The sequence below is a fragment of the Alkalihalobacillus sp. FSL W8-0930 genome, from assembly GCA_037965595.1.
In the GTDB taxonomy this organism is placed as follows: Bacteria; Bacillota; Bacilli; order Bacillales; family Bacillaceae_D; genus Alkalicoccobacillus.
This window is the reverse complement of the sequence record CP150183.1, coordinates 849,924-866,544: the sequence shown is the minus strand read 5'-3', so window position 1 is coordinate 866,544 and position 16,621 is coordinate 849,924. Positions and strand designations below refer to the sequence as shown.

At 40.4% G+C, this 16,621-nt stretch carries 14 protein-coding genes and 1 riboswitch; all 14 genes read right to left on the bottom strand.

Going from position 1 to position 16,621, the window contains the following annotated elements; translation table 11 throughout:
• Window positions 1-86: 86 nt before the first annotated feature.
• Window positions 87-917, bottom strand: a complete 831-nt coding sequence (locus tag NSQ54_04640) for a dihydrodipicolinate synthase family protein (GenBank protein WYP27398.1) — start codon at window positions 915-917, stop codon at window positions 87-89.
• Window positions 918-1,003: 86 nt separating this feature from the next.
• Window positions 1,004-2,428 carry a 4-hydroxyphenylacetate 3-hydroxylase N-terminal domain-containing protein gene (locus tag NSQ54_04635; protein WYP27397.1) on the bottom strand — a complete coding sequence of 475 codons (1,425 nt, stop codon included), beginning with the start codon at window positions 2,426-2,428 and terminating at the stop codon, window positions 1,004-1,006.
• 120 nt (window positions 2,429-2,548) lie between these two features.
• Window positions 2,549-2,992 carry a hypothetical protein gene (locus NSQ54_04630; protein ID WYP27396.1) on the bottom strand — a complete coding sequence of 148 codons (444 nt, stop codon included), beginning with the start codon at window positions 2,990-2,992 and terminating at the stop codon, window positions 2,549-2,551.
• A 76-nt stretch (window positions 2,993-3,068) separates the two neighbouring features.
• Window positions 3,069-3,815, bottom strand: coding sequence for a polysaccharide deacetylase family protein (locus tag NSQ54_04625; GenBank protein ID WYP27395.1), 747 nt, complete (start codon window positions 3,813-3,815; stop codon window positions 3,069-3,071).
• A gap of 99 nt (window positions 3,816-3,914) precedes the next feature.
• The gene (locus tag NSQ54_04620) at window positions 3,915-5,453 is read right to left on the bottom strand and encodes an MFS transporter (protein WYP27394.1); all 1,539 of its coding nucleotides are present in this window, start codon (window positions 5,451-5,453) and stop codon (window positions 3,915-3,917) included.
• Between the two features lie 123 nt (window positions 5,454-5,576).
• On the bottom strand, window positions 5,577-6,332 hold the full coding sequence (locus NSQ54_04615) for a hypothetical protein (protein ID WYP27393.1): 756 nt from the start codon (window positions 6,330-6,332) through the stop codon (window positions 5,577-5,579).
• Window positions 6,333-6,406: 74 nt separating this feature from the next.
• Window positions 6,407-7,576, bottom strand: coding sequence for an MFS transporter (locus NSQ54_04610; GenBank protein WYP27392.1), 1,170 nt, complete (start codon window positions 7,574-7,576; stop codon window positions 6,407-6,409).
• 51 nt (window positions 7,577-7,627) lie between these two features.
• Window positions 7,628-7,727, bottom strand: a riboswitch (purine riboswitch).
• Between the two features lie 82 nt (window positions 7,728-7,809).
• Window positions 7,810-8,460 carry a response regulator transcription factor gene (locus NSQ54_04605; GenBank protein ID WYP27391.1) on the bottom strand — a complete coding sequence of 217 codons (651 nt, stop codon included), beginning with the start codon at window positions 8,458-8,460 and terminating at the stop codon, window positions 7,810-7,812.
• Window positions 8,460-9,524 carry an ATP-binding protein gene (locus NSQ54_04600; protein ID WYP27390.1) on the bottom strand — a complete coding sequence of 355 codons (1,065 nt, stop codon included), beginning with the start codon at window positions 9,522-9,524 and terminating at the stop codon, window positions 8,460-8,462. The genes NSQ54_04605 and NSQ54_04600 overlap by 1 nt, the downstream gene beginning before the upstream one ends.
• Window positions 9,525-9,535: 11 nt before the next feature.
• The gene (locus NSQ54_04595) at window positions 9,536-9,976 is read right to left on the bottom strand and encodes a GAF domain-containing protein (GenBank protein WYP27389.1); all 441 of its coding nucleotides are present in this window, start codon (window positions 9,974-9,976) and stop codon (window positions 9,536-9,538) included.
• A gap of 35 nt (window positions 9,977-10,011) precedes the next feature.
• Window positions 10,012-10,695 carry a respiratory nitrate reductase subunit gamma gene (gene narI / locus NSQ54_04590; protein WYP27388.1) on the bottom strand — a complete coding sequence of 228 codons (684 nt, stop codon included), beginning with the start codon at window positions 10,693-10,695 and terminating at the stop codon, window positions 10,012-10,014.
• A complete protein-coding gene (locus tag NSQ54_04585) occupies window positions 10,682-11,257 on the bottom strand; it encodes a molecular chaperone TorD family protein (protein ID WYP27387.1) in 576 nt (191 codons plus the stop codon). Before NSQ54_04585 ends, narI begins: the two co-directional genes overlap by 14 nt.
• Window positions 11,250-12,842 carry a nitrate reductase subunit beta gene (gene narH, locus NSQ54_04580; GenBank protein ID WYP27386.1) on the bottom strand — a complete coding sequence of 531 codons (1,593 nt, stop codon included), beginning with the start codon at window positions 12,840-12,842 and terminating at the stop codon, window positions 11,250-11,252. Before narH ends, NSQ54_04585 begins: the two co-directional genes overlap by 8 nt.
• Window positions 12,832-16,506, bottom strand: coding sequence for a nitrate reductase subunit alpha (locus NSQ54_04575; protein ID WYP27385.1), 3,675 nt, complete (start codon window positions 16,504-16,506; stop codon window positions 12,832-12,834). The genes narH and NSQ54_04575 overlap by 11 nt, the downstream gene beginning before the upstream one ends.
• Window positions 16,507-16,621 lie beyond the last annotated feature (115 nt).

Sequence of the window (16,621 nt, the reverse complement as noted above, 5' to 3'; positions counted from 1 at the left end):
TCCTAATGTTTGAATACTTTATATGTATGACCATTTGCTTGAAACATACATGAGGAACGAGATGCCAGAAAAGATGATGAGCTTGCCTATTTAAATTGGCCTAGAGGGCTCCTGCAGACTCCTGCACCAAGACCTTGCTTATGTAGATGGGTTTTAATCGTTACAATCGGTGAGCCTTGCTCATAAAATGAGTGAAGCATTTGTTGCATGTTAATATCCTTCTGTGCGTCAGTTTTATTATGAAGTAATCGAATAAACCACTCGTGCACGTCAATCGGGTACACATTTCCGGCAATAGAGGAAAGACGGTTGAAGCCAATCCTGAGTTTGAGATGAAGCTCCATCTCGCCACCCGCATACAACTTTATCCCATGACAACTGTCTATGATTTCCGCTAATTCATTCTGCGTTTTATTCCCTGCTTCTTTTAATCCAAAGATTTGATCATATGTGTTAAAAAGTTGAATCATGGTATCTACCTCAAGATCAAACCCTGTTCTCAATGGGTTGTTATATAAGATCGTTGGTTTTTGTCCTGCTTTAACGACCTCTTCCACATAGAGCGCAACCTCCTCCTGACTCGGCCTTATATATGGAGGAAACCCAAGCATAATTCCAGCGATTGATGTATGCTTAATTGCTTCAGCTAAACGAACAGCCTCTCTTTGCCTAACGGATGAAACACCAAATATAACCTCCATTTCGCGAGTAAGAGGGTACGCTTCAAGCGCTTCAACTAAAAGTAGCTTTTCTTCAAGTGTGAGACTATGCTGTTCGCCTGTTGAACCACAGACAAGGACCGAACGTACACCTTGTCCTGCAAGCTTACTTATATGTTCAAGCGTATGTTTGATATCCAACTCTTCATTGTCGCTAAAAGCCGTTGGTACAGCTATATGATAGTCTTCTTTCAACAATTAACACCTCTCCTTTTATTACAGAACATTCTTTTTATTATAACAAATAAAATAAGACGCCCCAAAGGATTGAGGCGTTTGCACTTCTACTCTTCTTCTAGTTCGATGTTTAAAAAGGATGCAACTTTTTCTTTTGCTACTTCTTTATCGTACGAAGCGTATAAAGAAACAGGGGTGCGGATTGGGTCACCGAAAAACATCTGTTCATATAACGTCTGTCTGGATCCGAATGCACTCATGGTTAAATCCCATGCCAATCTAAAAAGCTTCACCTTGTCTTCAGCTGTTATCTTTTCCCCTCGTAACGTCATTGACAGGGCTGGTTCAATTGCCGATTGAAAATCCTTTTCTGAAGGAATCGCAATCAAGCCGCTGGCACCAATAAGCGTAAGAATATCTGTAAGTCTTGGATACGCTTTTTGGAAATAATGAAATGCCATCTTAAGCTTTAGCCCGTTTGGAACGAATAAGCCTCGGGCGTTCACTTTCCCTTCCTCCTCGGCAGCGAGAACAAACCCTTTCATGATTTCATGAGCCATTGCGATCTCACTAATTTTCTCCTGAATATGCTGATATTCGGTAACGACTAGACTCTCAGCCATCAGTTGAGCAATTCCAAGCATCCACTCTGTTTTTGCTATTTGCCTGTTTGCTGATTGATATAACAAAAAGGCTTCCATTCCCGTTTCTGTTTTTATCACAGCTGCCGCATCTGAGTCTCCATAGAGAAAAACACGATCCCATGGCACTAACACATGATCGAATAGGACCATAGCATCTCCCTCATCGAACCGAGAGGCAAGTGGATCGTTAAACGACGTTGTGCCTTCAGCATAGGAAGGTCTACATACAAAAGAAAGACCAGGTGTATTTGATGCTATGCAAAACCCAAACAAATACGAAGAATCAGTGAAACTTCCTGCAGGCAAAACAAGTAGCTGATCGGTTAATCCGCCTTGAGTAGCTAACATTCTCGCTCCTTGAATAACAATGCCTTCTTCTGTTTCGTCTATTACTTTTGCAGCAATGATCGTCTCGTCATCCCCATCCGGCCAGTAAAATTTTCGGCTAACCTGAGGATTAATGAAGGTGTGCGTAAACGTATAATCCTTTTCTCTCGCTTCTTGAAAAATGCGATCCATGTTCTGTTGATACGTTCCAAAAAAAGTGGAGGATGCTGCCATCGCCATAATAGCAGAACTAACATAATCCGGCGATCTCCCAAGCATTCCTGCTGTTTGTGTAGCCCACTTACGGATTGCCATCCCACGTTTCTTTAAGTCCTCTTTGGTCCTTGGGATTTCATAAGCAAAATTAAACTGTTCAGTCTGGTCCATTAGTAGATCTGGGTGTTGCTGGACCTCATCATAAAGAGCAGCTTTGCTTTGAATAATCCCATGAAAAGCAGGATGTTCTGAGACGTTTCCTCCTACCTTCTCTCCATTTAGCCAGATCACATTTTGGAGAGCATCAATGCGTTTAATATAGTCTTTTCCTGAAGATGTTCCCATCATCACCCATCCTATTCGCTCAAATTGTATCTTCATAAATATGCGAATAGGGCGTGTCTTGTTCAACTGGTCTCGTCTCAAAAAAACGCAGCCAGAACATTCGGTTCGGCTGCGCGTGAATTAGCGTATAAATATCAAAAGTAGATCTAAAAATGTTTCTTCGTTCAGTTCAGCCTTTTGTACTCCACCAAACTCGTGACGAGTTGATTTCCATTTTCCATCATCATAGAAGAAATATGTACTTTGCAGAACTGTTGCCCCGTTCTGAATGGAGATCTTATATTCACCACGTTGACTGCCTGTTACATCCGGCAAAAGAATAACTGGCTTTTTGCCGTATACCTTAATCTGTTTTCCAATGACATTAAACCGATTTGGTCCAACGGAAACATCGCTTACTTCAAGCTGTTTCTTGTCAATTGCTGGTTTTAAAGCGTTATCAATTTGTTCAAAAAGCTCGGTTACCACCTGATAAAAACGGTATTCTCTTTCTTCAACAGGTGATTTTTTGGACTTAAGTCGATCCTGTTCTTTATCTAAATAGTCGAATAACTGATGTGCCATAGGTCTTTCCCCTCCAATTTCTCTATGAGTGCATTCGACTTAATCTTATAAAATCCTGCACCAAACCTCAATACTTTTATAAATGTTCAAATAAAGTCCAATGATTTGTCAGCTTAATTAAGTCAGAAACGGTCACAAGCTCATACCCATCTTCTATTAACGCTGGAATAATGACTTCTAGCGCTTGTACAGTCTGAACCCTCTTCCCACCTGCATCATGAAATAAGATAATATCTCCAGGGTGAACATTTGGCAGGACATTTCGAATGATGCTTCCTACACCCGGGTTAGCCCAGTCCCTTGAATCCTGATGCCACGACCACATAATCACCTGATATTGCTCTTCTGCAGCCGTTTCAATAATGACATCATCATAGTAGCCTGCAACCGGCCTGAATAAACGAGGATGAACACCCGTCGTTTCAACAATTAACTTCTCAGTCTGTTTGATTTCAGAACGTAAGGCTGATTTCGAAATACCAAAGAGTGGAACATGGTGGTACGTATGGTTCCCGATCTCATGTCCGTGATCAGCTGCTTTTCTTACGACATCTGGTAGCTTCTCAACTTGCTCTCCCGTGACAAAGAACGTTGCTTTTGCATCATATCGATCAAGAATCTCCATAATCTTCTCTGTATACACCGGATGTGGCCCGTCATCGAATGTTAAAGCAATTAACGGTTTTGTTGTAGGAATATCCCAGATCGCCTTCCCCGTCTGCTCATAATCGTACCGGTCCTTCGTTTTAGCAGTGGAAATGGGAGAATCGAGCATGAACATAAAAAAACAAATAACGAAAACCAACCATAACAGCCTTCTCATACTAACCCTCCTAGCACCCGAAGGAGTCTATTCATTAGGTTAGGTTATGGAAAGCTGCATGAGGCTATACTTCTGAATTAGTGTTTGTTTATTCCAATATTAATCACCTTTTACACCTAATTCAGATGAGGCGACTTCCACTGACTGTTCATAATGTGTTAGATCTGAGAAAGTTCCTACGTATCGTATAACATTTCCACTGTCGTCTTTTACCTCACTGATGGTTAACCATTGTAAGTAATCCTCTCCATTTTTGCGTTTGTTCCATATCTCTCCTTGCCACATTCCATTCTTGCTGATTTCCGACCACATCAAATCATAAAAGGATTTAGAATGTTTACCTGACTTTAAGACACTTGGTTTTTGACCAATTACTTCAGATTGATCAAATCCTGTGAGCTGTTGAAAGGCCGGGTTAACGCTCTTAATGGTGCCAGATACGTCAGTAACGAGAATGCCTTGACCAGTAGAATCAAATACTTCCCCTGCCAGATGGAGTCGACCTTGATAATACATCCAAACCACAATCACGAGACTTGCAAGAGAGAGTTGAGATAATAACATAAATCCAATGGAATAGTGTCCTGTCATGGAAAAAATGAACGATAAAAGGATTGGTGGAAAAAACCCACCGAGCCCTCCCATCATGGAGACTATGCCATTCACAATGCCTGATTGCTTGGAAAAGTACAATGGAACGAGCTTAAAGATTATACCGTTACCAATACCAGCACAGACAGCAATTGCAAGAGTTCCTACGGTATATAAGCCTATAGATGGAGAAAAGGCAAGAACAATCGCGGAGATCGTGTATATCAAAAAGGTCCCCATTAATAAAAGAAAAGGCTGGAGCTTGTCACCAAGCCACCCTCCAATTGGACGCATAAATGTGGCTAATGTTATGAAACCTGCTGTTCGCATTCCAGCATCCACCTTATCAATCCCAAAATGATCAACCAAGAAATTTGGAAGATAAATGGTGAAAGCAACAAAGGAACCGAACGTAATAAAATAAAAGAGTGAAAAAAACCACAGCTTCTCATTTTTATATACTTCTTTTATTTGATCCGCTATTGGTGATTGTACCTTCGTTTCGGTACGATCTCCTAAAAACACATTCATTAGGATAAACAGAAGTAATATACCAATATAGACCTTTACCGTTTGAGACCAACCAATATGAACAGCAATCATAGGTGCAGCAAAAGTCGTGACGGCCGTACCGATATTACCAGCCCCGTATATTCCGTTTACCAAGCCATGTTTCTCTTTTGGATAGTATTTTGGCAGGGATGTTACACCAACTGAAAACACGGCTCCACCAATTCCAAGAAAAACACCAGCTATAAGTAAATCAGTAAAAGAAGTAGCTTCGCTTAAGTAAAAAACGGGGAATAGAAGGAGGATAAAACTTGAAAGAAAGATAGTTCGCGCTCCTAATACATTTGCATAATATCCAAAGGGAATTCGCAAAATGGAGCCTAAGATAACAGGCAACGCTGTAACAAGTGCAAGACCTTCTTGTGGCACTCTAATATCCTCTGTAATAAATGGAATTAACGCAGAGATCATAACCCATACCATAAACCCAACAACTAAGTTTGATGTCTGAAGTGGTAATTGGATCTTACTTTTCATATCATCTCACCTTTTCCAATCAAAAGTTTTAGGACTTCATCCTACTCCTATTTTAATTTTGATTGAAATGAAAAAAAATTAGGGAGTCCCTTGCTCCTCGTTCGGGAATCCCCTAGAAATGACTTAAGAACGCTCTAACATCCAATGTTCAAACACATCAAATAACCGAAGTAATGTATGACTACTGACTTCGCTGTGTTCAGGATAACCACATTGTATAACCTCATTGAATTCAGCCTGATCACCGAGGTTGTTTGAGAACGTAATTAACCATTTGTGACCTTTTGAATTCCGGAGTTTTTTTATTAGTGGCAATTCTTCTTTTAGTAAATGCCCTTGAATGGATATCATGATAACCAAATCATCCTCTAGAAGGTCATCTAGGGTTTCCATTTGTTTAAACAAATTGGTTGAACACTCACAAAACTTACCGAGTAAGAGTAGTTTTTTTTGTAATTCCACAGTATGTATCTGATATTTCTCAAAGCTTAAGATCACGATTCGTTTTGACAACTTCAACCGATCTACTAGACGATCTACCTGTTCGATTGAAATCTGGTCAATCAATTCCACATTTTCTTGGAATTTTTTGTTGAATAAATAGGCATCCAGTACGTGATGTGGTTTTCCTGCTGTTGGATCAGTCTTTTTTGATAAGATGACACTATTTCGCAGATTAGAAAAATTCCTGAACCCAATTCGTTTACAGAAGCGATTAATGGTTGATGGTGCGACATTACACGTCTCCGAAATAGAATCTAAAGAAAACGTTTCGATTTTATGAATATGTTTCAAAAAGCTTCTCGCAATGGAGTCATTGATGTCTTTCTCTAAAGAATTGTTTATGTAAGCTAAAAGGGTATACGTTAACTGTTCCATGTTTGCCACCTCACTTAAATCTTAGCATATTCTATAGAAAAGAGCCCGACAACTAACATTGTCGGACTCTTGTTTTAAGCCGCTAGTTTTTCTTTTTTCGTTGATGTTGATCTTGTGAAAGAATAGATCGCACATAAGAACGCAAGTATGACAAGCCCTCCACCAACCAAGGCGTTTGAACTAACTGACCCTGTTTGGGTCAATGCAAATCCACCGATCGCCGATCCGATCGAAATACCAATCTGTAGTGCAGAGTTATTAAAGCTTTGTTGAATATCTGATGTGACAGGATCACTTTCAATGATGTAGCTTTGTTGAGCAGGCGCTAGACTCCAGCTTAATGCTCCCCAGATAATCATTACAGGAATAAATAAAATCATGGTTGAAGCAGCAAACGGTAATAGAAATAAGGAGACTGCAAAAGCACCAATAACAATTAAAATGCTTGGCCTGGATCCGATTCGGTCAGAAAGCATTCCTCCAAAAGCTCCTCCACTAATTGCAGCGATTCCGAAAATAAAATAAAACACACTGATCCAAGTTGAATTCAATTGGAGATTCGTTTCTAGGAAGGGCGTAAAATACGCATAGATTGTGTAGTGACCTGCTAACATAAACATGGTAGCAAGATGGGCTCCAATCATTTTTGTTTGACCTAGTGCTTTTATTTGATTTGAAAATGGAATCTGAGTTTCTCCTTCTATCTTCTCTAAGAAAAAGTAAATGAGAGCCATTGATCCCAATGACAAAGCAGCAATTCCTAAAAAGATGACTCTCCATCCCCATAAATCAGAAACTAAGATTCCAACAGGGACACCTAACACCAAGGAGGAACTGATGCCCATGTAAATGAGACCTAATGCCTTTGCTTTATGCTGGGGTTCAACGACTTTTACAGCCATCGTTAGCGACAATACAACAATTAAAGCCGTACTAGCTGCTGTTAAAACTCTAGCAAACATCATAAATGAAAACGTAGAACTAACATAAGTCAAGATGTTTCCGAGAAAGAAAACAAGTAGTGTTATAAGGTATAACGATTTTCTTTCTACTTTGCTTGTTACAACTAACAAGATCGGGCCTGCTATTGCAAAGACAAGTGCAAAGACAGTAATCAATTGACCCGCCGCGCTCAATGAGATATTCAGATCATCTGCAATTGTGGGTAAAATTCCACCGACTATTAGTTCAACCAGCCCAACAGCAATAACTGACAAAGCAAGAATATATACTTTTACGTTCATTTTTATCTCCCCTTCTAAAGAGAAAACAACAAAAAAATCCTGATTACAAAAATGGATCAAGACCATTTCTGTAATCAGGATTTTATGGTTCCTGGTAGAGACCCTCTAGCCGTATTCTAGAGGTTATACAGATTGCTATTTTCTTCTTATTCGTTTGATTTTATATGAGTCTACTATGATTCGAGTGTTCTTTCAAGTACTTTCCCATTATCAGAACATTAAATAATATAGAGTTAAAAGGTTAACAGTTTGTTTTTAAGAGCATATTCTACTAGTTCCGGCCGACTTTTCAGGTGTAATTTTTCCATAATTTTCGCCTTGTGTGCTTCTACTGTTTTAACAGATATATATAACTTATGAGCAATATCTTTATTGCCGTATCCTTTTGCGATTAGAGGGAGAATTTCAAGTTCACGATTTGACAATACATGGAACGGGTCATTGGGATTCGTTAATGGCTCATGATGGTTCACTAGCTCTCGAACAAGAGAGGTAGTCATATTTGGATGAATATACGTTCCTCCATTATGGATTGTACGTATAGCAAGAAGCAGTTCTTCATCCGGAGCATTTTTGAGCATATAACCAGAAGCTCCATTTTTTAACACATGAAAAAGATATTCATCATCGTCATGCATGGTAAGGATCAGGATTTTTGTTTGTGGAAAGTCTTCTTTGATTTTCCCCGTTGCAATGAGTCCGCTCTCTCCCGGAGGCATACTTAGGTCCATTAGTAACAGATCGGGCTCATATTTTGCTACCATTTGATAGGCTTCTATCCCATCAGCACACAATCCTATCACTTCCATATCATCTTGATAATTCAAAATCATTGAAAAACCACTTCTGACAATAGCATGATCGTCTGCGATAATGATCCGCATTACTTCCCCCCCCACTTTCTAATTGGCACCTGAAGATGGACTTTTGTGCCTTTTCCTACTTCTGTTGTCACTGTACACTTCCCTGATACTAATTCAGCCCGTTCTTTCATTCCATATAGACCCAACCCTGTCCCTTGTGGTTGATCTTCGTGATGAAATCCTACGCCTTGATCTGTAACCGTTAATACTAACTCTCTATCCTTATCAATAAGAGAAACAAAGATTTCTCCCACGCCAGAGTATTTAATGGCATTCATGACTGCCTCCTGGCAAATTCGGTAAACTACTGTTTCAACTTCAGGCTCATACCGATTATTCTCATTGGTTGATTGAAAAAGAATTTTCCACCCATATCTTTGTTCAATTCGTTTGAAATGAGAGCGAAATGCTGCTTCAAGACCAAAATCATCTAATGCCAGTGGACGCAGTTCAACAGATAAGTCTCGAATATCATCTAGCAGTCTTGTTAGAACACCTTTTGTGTTTTCCACTTTATCCAACACGTTTTGTTCATTCGTCATGTACTTCATGACCCTCAAATCCACCAATGCCCCTAAAATCTCTTGGGCCACACTATCATGTAGTTCTCTAGAAATTCGCTTTCTCTCATTTTCTTGAGCCTTTATAACATGCTTTGTTAACATATTTTGATGAAGCTTTGCTTGTGTTTCATACTGAGTCGATTGATCTCTAAGTAGTAAAATTCTTGTACCTGCTACTTCATCGATCGTTTGAAAGGAAGCCATATAGGGCACAATTCCCTTTTCTTTTGTTGTGAGATATACCTGAAAAGATGAAAAATCTTTTGTGTCAGTAGCTGATAAGTAACAATCCCTACATGTTCTCGATTCTGTCTCACTCGTATAACCCATACACACTTGGCAAATTGCATGATCTGCTTGACTTTTAATTTGACTTATCATGTGATCATCAATGATTTGTTCTGCCGCTGGATTCATTGTTGTAATAGTTCCCATCTGATCAAAGAAAAAGATGAGATCCGTACTATGTTCAAAGAGCTTAGTCATCAGATTGGATAGGTCATCATTTGTAGAAATATTCATTTGTAACTCCTTCACTCTGTTAACGTGGTTGCTTCTTCTTCAACCTTTTTCAACATTTGTGAAATGCCACCCTCATTCATGAGATTTGGTGCACGATAGCCGGCAAGCATCACACCAATTACTCGATCGTTTTGCCATAACGGGATGGCTCCGATACTCTTTAAGTTTTCCAAAAAGAGTATTGGATAGTTAAACAGTTCGTTCTTACGAGCAAAAGTTGACACATCTTTAATCAAACAGGGCTTTCCCGTTTTAAATACTTCTCCTGCAATCCCTTTACCTGTTTGCAAGACAATGTTCTTTAATCGATCGTTCACTTGTCCCATTGTATATCTCCACTTTAAAACATATTGCTTCTCGGCTGATTCTACTAGAGCGATAGCGACAAGGTCACACGATAACTCATCTTGTATACGTCTTAACAAGGAACTGTATACCATTTTTTCAGTCATATTTTGAATCTCCCTCTAAGATAGAATAGCCTACCTTACAATTTATGCTTTCTATAAAGAATATAACTTCTTCCAATGTAATTCAATGGTACGCTCCAAACGTGAACGAGTCTAGTAAAAGGCCAAAAAGCAAAGATACCAAACCCTGCTATAATGTGAAATTTAAAAGATAGAGGCACCTCTTGCATGAGAACTCCATCTGGATTAAACAAAAACAACCCTCTAAACCAAATGGATATGGTGCTCCTGTAATCAAAATCAGGCTGTACGGCATTCGTAACAAGTGTTGAGTACATACCCAGTATAATGATAAGTAACAACAGACTGTTTACAGCAAGATCAGAGAATGAACTTAATTTTCGTACTGATTTCTTTGAGTATCTGCGTAAAGTTAAGATAAACATTCCAATCAGTGTAACAAACCCAAACAGTCCTCCTATATATATTGCACCGATATGATAGATGTGGTCATTTACACCGATAGCTTGCATCCATTCTCTAGGAACAAATAATCCACCAACATGACCGAATATAACTGGAATAATTCCAATATGAAAAAGCAAACTTCCAATCATCAATTGTCTCTTCTCAATAAACTCACTAGACTTAGCCGTCCAGTGAAACCGGTCATACCGATACCTAATGATATGACCAAAAAAGAATACTGCCAGACAAAGATAAGGATAAATCACCCAAAGAAATTGGTTAAGTGCGCTCATGGTTGGATGCCTCCACCTGGATACAAGATTTAAAGCATTCTCGTAACCCTTGAATTAAATAATAATAAGGACTGTCTTGTTTTTTTAGTGATTGGCTTAAATGAAAGGTACCATCCTCCAGAACGGCTAAAAGAAGCCCTAAAAACTTTGTAGACCATAGCTTTTGATCCCAATTCGCCACATAGAAAAACTCACAAATGAGGGGAAGGTAGTCCGATAATTCCGTTGTTTCCATATCAAGCTCAAACATCTCATAAATTGCTTTGATTTGTGCTAGCATCTGCCCTCGTTCTTTTCCATCTTCAAATTTGTGATACGTCATAAATAGCGTGTTGTTTTTTTCAAAATCAAATGTAGCTGTATACATCTCTTGAATTTCATCAAGGCTATACTGATGCATAAGAGACCAGTACGTTTGTATAGAAAAAATGGAAGGATGATTCTCATCAAATGCTTCTTCCAGCAAAGAAGGGTGAAAATCTATCTTGTCTGGATAGATTAGATGTCTGCTAAAAAATGCAAAGGACGTCTTATATGTGGCTAAACGCTGTAAATCAATCACGCCAGATCCCTCCATAGAAGTTCTCACCGTATGCTCTGTCTTGAGTAGAAGATTTTGGACTTATCTCAGATTCAATTAATGAAGCAGGCCCACACCCAGAGCATCCTCCTGATTCATTTCCCCATCCTCCCATGCCATGCTGATCAAAACCTTCCATCCCTTGTGCACGGTATGGGTTAGAAGCATGATTCTCCTTGTGAGAGCTCGGTATCACAAAACGGTCCTCATACTTTGCGATCGCAAGTAATCGATACATCTCTTCTGTCTGCTCCGGTGTCATTCCTAAACGATTCAACTGACTAGTATCAAATGAAGCACCTGTTGTTTTAGCTCTCATATAAGATCTCATCATTGCCATTCGTTGAAGAGACTGCTTGACCGTTTTTGTATCACCGGCGGTTAGCATATTTGCTAAATACTGTATGGGTGTTCTCATTTCATCAACAGCCGGAAACAATAAGTCTGGATTCTGAATCGAATTCTTACCTTCAAAGTAATTCATAATCGGACTAAGTGGTGGTACATACCAGACCATTGGAAGTGTACGGTACTCTGGATGTAACGGGAAGGCCAGCTGGTGTTCAATCGCTAACTTATAAATAGGCGATTGCTGCGCGGCTTCAATCCAATCTTCTGAGATCCCGTCTTTTTTTGCTTGCTTAATCATTTCTGGATCATTTGGATTAATGAATAAATCACATTGAGCCTGATACAATGCTTGTTCATCTTCTATAGAAGCTACTTCAGAAACACGATCAGCATCATATAATAAGACGCCTAGATACCGAATACGGCCAGTGCAGGTTTCGGAGCAAACGGTAGGCATTCCTGCTTCCACTCTAGGAAAACAAAAGGTACATTTCTCTGCCTTATTTGTTTGCCAGTTAAAGTAAACCTTCTTATATGGACATCCAGTCATACAATAACGCCAACCGCGACAAGCATCCTGGTCAACTAAAACAATGCCGTCTTCATCTCGTTTGTACATAGCTCCCGATGGACAGGATGCTACACAGCTAGGATTTAAGCAGTGCTCACACAGTCTTGGCAGATACATCATAAAAGACTTTTCAAAATTAAATTTGATCTCTTCTTCGATCTTCTTGATGTTCGGATCCTCTGGACCAGTTATATGAGCACCAGCCAGGTCATCTTCCCAGTTCGGTCCCCACTTAGGTTCCATTTTTTCCCCAGTAACAGCAGAGTGGGCCCTCGCTACAGGAGAATGCTTTTTCTCACCTGTGTTTGTTAAGTGCTCGTAGTTGTATGTCCACGGCTCATAGTAGTCTTTCATTTCTGGCATATCCGGGTTATAGAAGATCTTACCCAGCGCAACTTTTGAAAGAGTGTTACCTGACTTTAGTTCAAGCTTCCCTTTCCGTAGTTGCCATCCTCCTTTATACTGCTCCTGATCCTCCCACCTTTTCGGATATCCGATACCTGGCTTTGTTTCTACATTATTAAACCAGACATATTCCGCACCTTTTCTATTCGTCCAGGTTGTTTTACACGTTACACTACACGTATGACAGCCGATGCACTTGTCCAAATTCATCACCATTGCGACTTGTGCCTTAATCTTCAAGCCAATCAACCTCCTTCATTTTACGTACTGCCACATACACATCTCTTTGGTTTCCAATTGGACCATAGTAATTAAACCCATAGCTTAATTGAGCATACCCTCCAACCATCTGTGTTGGTTTAAGATGAATACGTGTTGGGGCATTATGACTACCGCCGCGAGTATCTGTAATACCAGAGCCAGGTACTTGAATATGCTTATCCTGGGCATGATACATGAACATGGTTCCTCTTGGCATCCGATGACTCACAACGGCTCTCGCCGTTACCACGCCATTCCGGTTATACACTTCAAGCCAATCATTATCCTCAATATCGTGTGCCTTAGCATCCTCATTACTAATCCAAACTGTTGGACCTCCACGAAATAGAGTTAGCATATGCTGATTGTCCTGGTACGTGGAGTGAATGTTCCACTTTCCATGAGGAGTTAGATAACGTAATACTAATGTGTCTACTCCACCTTTTACTTTCTTGTCACTTGTGCCAAAAACCATTGGTGGAAGCGTTGGTTTATAAATAGGCAATGACTCTCCGTATTGAAGAAAGACCTCGTGATCAATATAAAAATGCTGACGGCCCGTTAACGTACGAAAAGGTACAAGTCTCTCAATGCTTGTTGTAAAAGGAGAATACCTGCGCCCTAGCTTATTTGATCCACTAAACACAGGCGTTGGAATCACTTCTCTCGGCTGTACAGTAATGTTTTGGAACGTAATTTTCTCAGCTGCACGATCACTGGAGATATCCTTTAAAGGAACCCCTGAATCTCGTTCTGCTTCAACATATGCCTTTTGTGAGACACGACCGTTTGTAGCAGAAGAGAGGTGGAGCATTGTATCGGCTGCATTACGAGCAGTCTCAAGCTTAGGTAAACCGCTCTTAATTGAATCTCCTCCATGTGTACCATTCATCTGCTTTAACTCCTCATACTCATCAGAAACGGAGAAGCTTACTCCATGCGCGCCAACCTTTCCTTTTGCTAGATTTGGACCAAGTGTTGTGAATTTATCGGAGATTTTAGTGTAATCACGCTCGACAATGGAGAAGTTCGGCATTGTTTTCCCGGGAATTGCATCTATCTCGCCCTTTGTCCAGTCCTTCACAAGACCCATTGGCTGTGAGATTTCACTCTGTGTGTCATGAGCCAATGGTGTGGTGACGACATCTTTATATACACCAGGTAATTCATCTTCAGCCATCTTAGAGAAGGTTTCTGCAAGCTTTTTATAAATATCCCAGTCAGACTTTGACTCCCAAAGCGGATTAACCGCTGGATTAAACGGGTGCACAAATGGATGCATATCTGTTGAAGATAAATCTGTCTTTTCATACCAAGTTGCTGCTGGTAGGACAATATCTGCATAGAGAGGAGTAGAGGTCATCCGAAAATCAAGAGCAACCATTAAGTCTAGCTTTCCTTCCACATCATCTCTCCACTTTATTTCTTCTGGCCTCTCCCTCGTATTCGGCTCCGCAAGTAACCCATCTGATGTCCCAAGTAAATGCTTCATAAAGTATTCCTGACCTTTAGCTGAACTCGATATAAGATTAGACCTCCAAATAAATAATGAACGTGGGAAGTTCACAGCTGCACCTGGGTCTTCAATAGAGAATGAGGTATTTCTGGATTTCACTTGTTCTACTGTGTAATCGATAATTGATTGATTTGATTTTATACCTTTTTTAGCTGCGTCCTCCGCAAAAGTCAAACTGTTCTTGTTGAACTGCGGATAGGAAGGCAACCACCCAAGCCTTGCAGCCAGAACATTGTAATCAGCAGGATGCTGATAATGAAGCTTACCCGCAGTAGGTGACTTTAACGACTCCGTCCCACTATCTTCATACCGCCATTGTTCTGTCGCAAAATAAAAGAAAGATGTTGCGTTTTGCTGTCTAGCTGTTGCTTGCCAGTCTTTTGCAAATGCAATCGTTGACCAACCTTCAATTGGACGACACTTCTCTTGCCCAACGTAGTGAGCCCAACCTCCTCCATTGACCCCTTCAGATGCCGTTAGCATGACAAGATTTAAGATGGAACGATAGATGGTATCACTATTAAACCAATGATTAATGCCCGCCCCCATAATAATCATGGATCTGCCGCCCGTATCTAAAGCATTCTGAGCGAATTCCTGTGCAATTTGGACAACCACAGATGCCTTAACACTCGTAATCTTTTCTTGCCAGGCAGGCGTATAAATTGAAGTCGCGTCATAATAATTTTCGGCATTGTATTCACTCTCTTTCCGCGCCACCCCGTATTGACTCATCATTAAGTCATAAACTGTTGCGACATAACGAACTGTACCATCAGTAAGAGTGACCTGCTTTGCAGGGATCATTCGTTTGAAGACACCGTTTCCTGCGTTATCAAAATATGGAAAAACGATTTCTACCCATCTTTCTTGATGACCTTCTACACTTAATGCTGGCTTTATAATGGTTCCATCTTCATTTTCTAGCTTCAAATTCCAGTTACCTTTTTTCTCCCATCTTTGACCCATAGTCCCATTTGGAACGATCTCTTTATCAGTTGCCTCATCGAAAATAACGGGCTTCCAATCAGCATGGTCAGCTTCTGTTCCTAGATCACTTGCCCGTAAGAACCGCCCACCTTTATATGAACCTTCATGCCTATCAAGAAGAATGAGAAACGGCATGTCTGTATACTGCTTCGCGTAGTTTGTAAACATAGGTTCTTGCCTTTTTTGATAGAATTCGTCCAAAATTACATGTGTCATTGCTTGAGCCAACGCTGCATCAGTTCCTGGATTTGGAGCTAGCCAGTTATCAGCAAACTTAACATTTTCAGCATGGTCGGGAGCCACTGATACTACTTTCGTTCCCTTATAACGAACCTCTGTCATAAAATGAGCATCAGGCGTTCTCGTTAACGGTACATTTGAACCCCACATCATCAGATACCCTGCGTTATACCAGTCAGAGGATTCGGGTACGTCGGTTTGCTCACCCCAAATCTGTGGTGAAGCAGGTGGAAGATCTGCGTACCAATCATAGAAACTGAGCATTTGTCCTCCTAAAAGGGATAAGAACCTTGCTCCTGACGCATAACTGACCATCGACATGGCAGGAATGGGTGTAAACCCAGCAATTCGATCTGGTCCATAAGTTTGAATGGTATAGATAAGTTGCGCTGAAATCAGTTCAAGCGCGTCATCCCATTTCACACGAATATGACCGCCCTTCCCTCTGGCCTGTTTATACTGCTGAGCTTTCTCAGGTGACTCTACAATACTCGCCCAAGCTCGCACTGGAGATGAATAGGTCTTCCTTGCTTCCTTCCAAAGTCTCCATAGCTTCCCTCTCATGTATGGATACTTGACACGTAATGGACTGTACTCATACCACGAGAATGAGGCTCCCCTTGGACATCCTCTTGGCTCAAATTCCGGCATATCTGGACCACAGGAAGGATAATCAATTTGTTGATTCTCCCAGGTAATAATCCCGTTTTTAACGAACACCTTCCAGCTACATGATCCCGTACAATTCACTCCATGTGTTGTACGAATCACTTTATCGTGTGACCATCTTTGACGGTACATATTCTCCCAATCTCTATTTTTCTCTTCAAGAATAGACCAATTGTTTGAATAGCTTTCTTTAGGTTTAAAGAAGTTTAACCCCATTTTTCGTTTCATATCGCTCTCACTCCTTAGGTTCAGTCACACATGGAAGAAGCCTGTTTACAGTATCTGATCATATCTCTATTATGAATTTGCCCCGAGATCTTTCACATTAGGGAATCGCCTATAG

Coding starts and splice junctions, on each gene's coding strand:
- NSQ54_04630 (WYP27396.1), bottom strand. CDS start 2,992: ATGGCACATCAGTTATTCGACTATTTAGATAAAGAACAGGATCGACTT.
- NSQ54_04595 (WYP27389.1), bottom strand. CDS start 9,976: ATGACTGAAAAAATGGTATACAGTTCCTTGTTAAGACGTATACAAGAT.
- narI (WYP27388.1), bottom strand. CDS start 10,695: ATGAGCGCACTTAACCAATTTCTTTGGGTGATTTATCCTTATCTTTGT.
- NSQ54_04620 (WYP27394.1), bottom strand. CDS start 5,453: ATGAAAAGTAAGATCCAATTACCACTTCAGACATCAAACTTAGTTGTT.
- NSQ54_04605 (WYP27391.1), bottom strand. CDS start 8,460: ATGCGGATCATTATCGCAGACGATCATGCTATTGTCAGAAGTGGTTTT.
- NSQ54_04615 (WYP27393.1), bottom strand. CDS start 6,332: ATGGAACAGTTAACGTATACCCTTTTAGCTTACATAAACAATTCTTTA.
- NSQ54_04610 (WYP27392.1), bottom strand. CDS start 7,576: ATGAACGTAAAAGTATATATTCTTGCTTTGTCAGTTATTGCTGTTGGG.
- NSQ54_04635 (WYP27397.1), bottom strand. CDS start 2,428: ATGGGAACATCTTCAGGAAAAGACTATATTAAACGCATTGATGCTCTC.
- NSQ54_04575 (WYP27385.1), bottom strand. CDS start 16,506: ATGAAACGAAAAATGGGGTTAAACTTCTTTAAACCTAAAGAAAGCTAT.
- NSQ54_04625 (WYP27395.1), bottom strand. CDS start 3,815: ATGAGAAGGCTGTTATGGTTGGTTTTCGTTATTTGTTTTTTTATGTTC.
- NSQ54_04600 (WYP27390.1), bottom strand. CDS start 9,524: ATGAATATTTCTACAAATGATGACCTATCCAATCTGATGACTAAGCTC.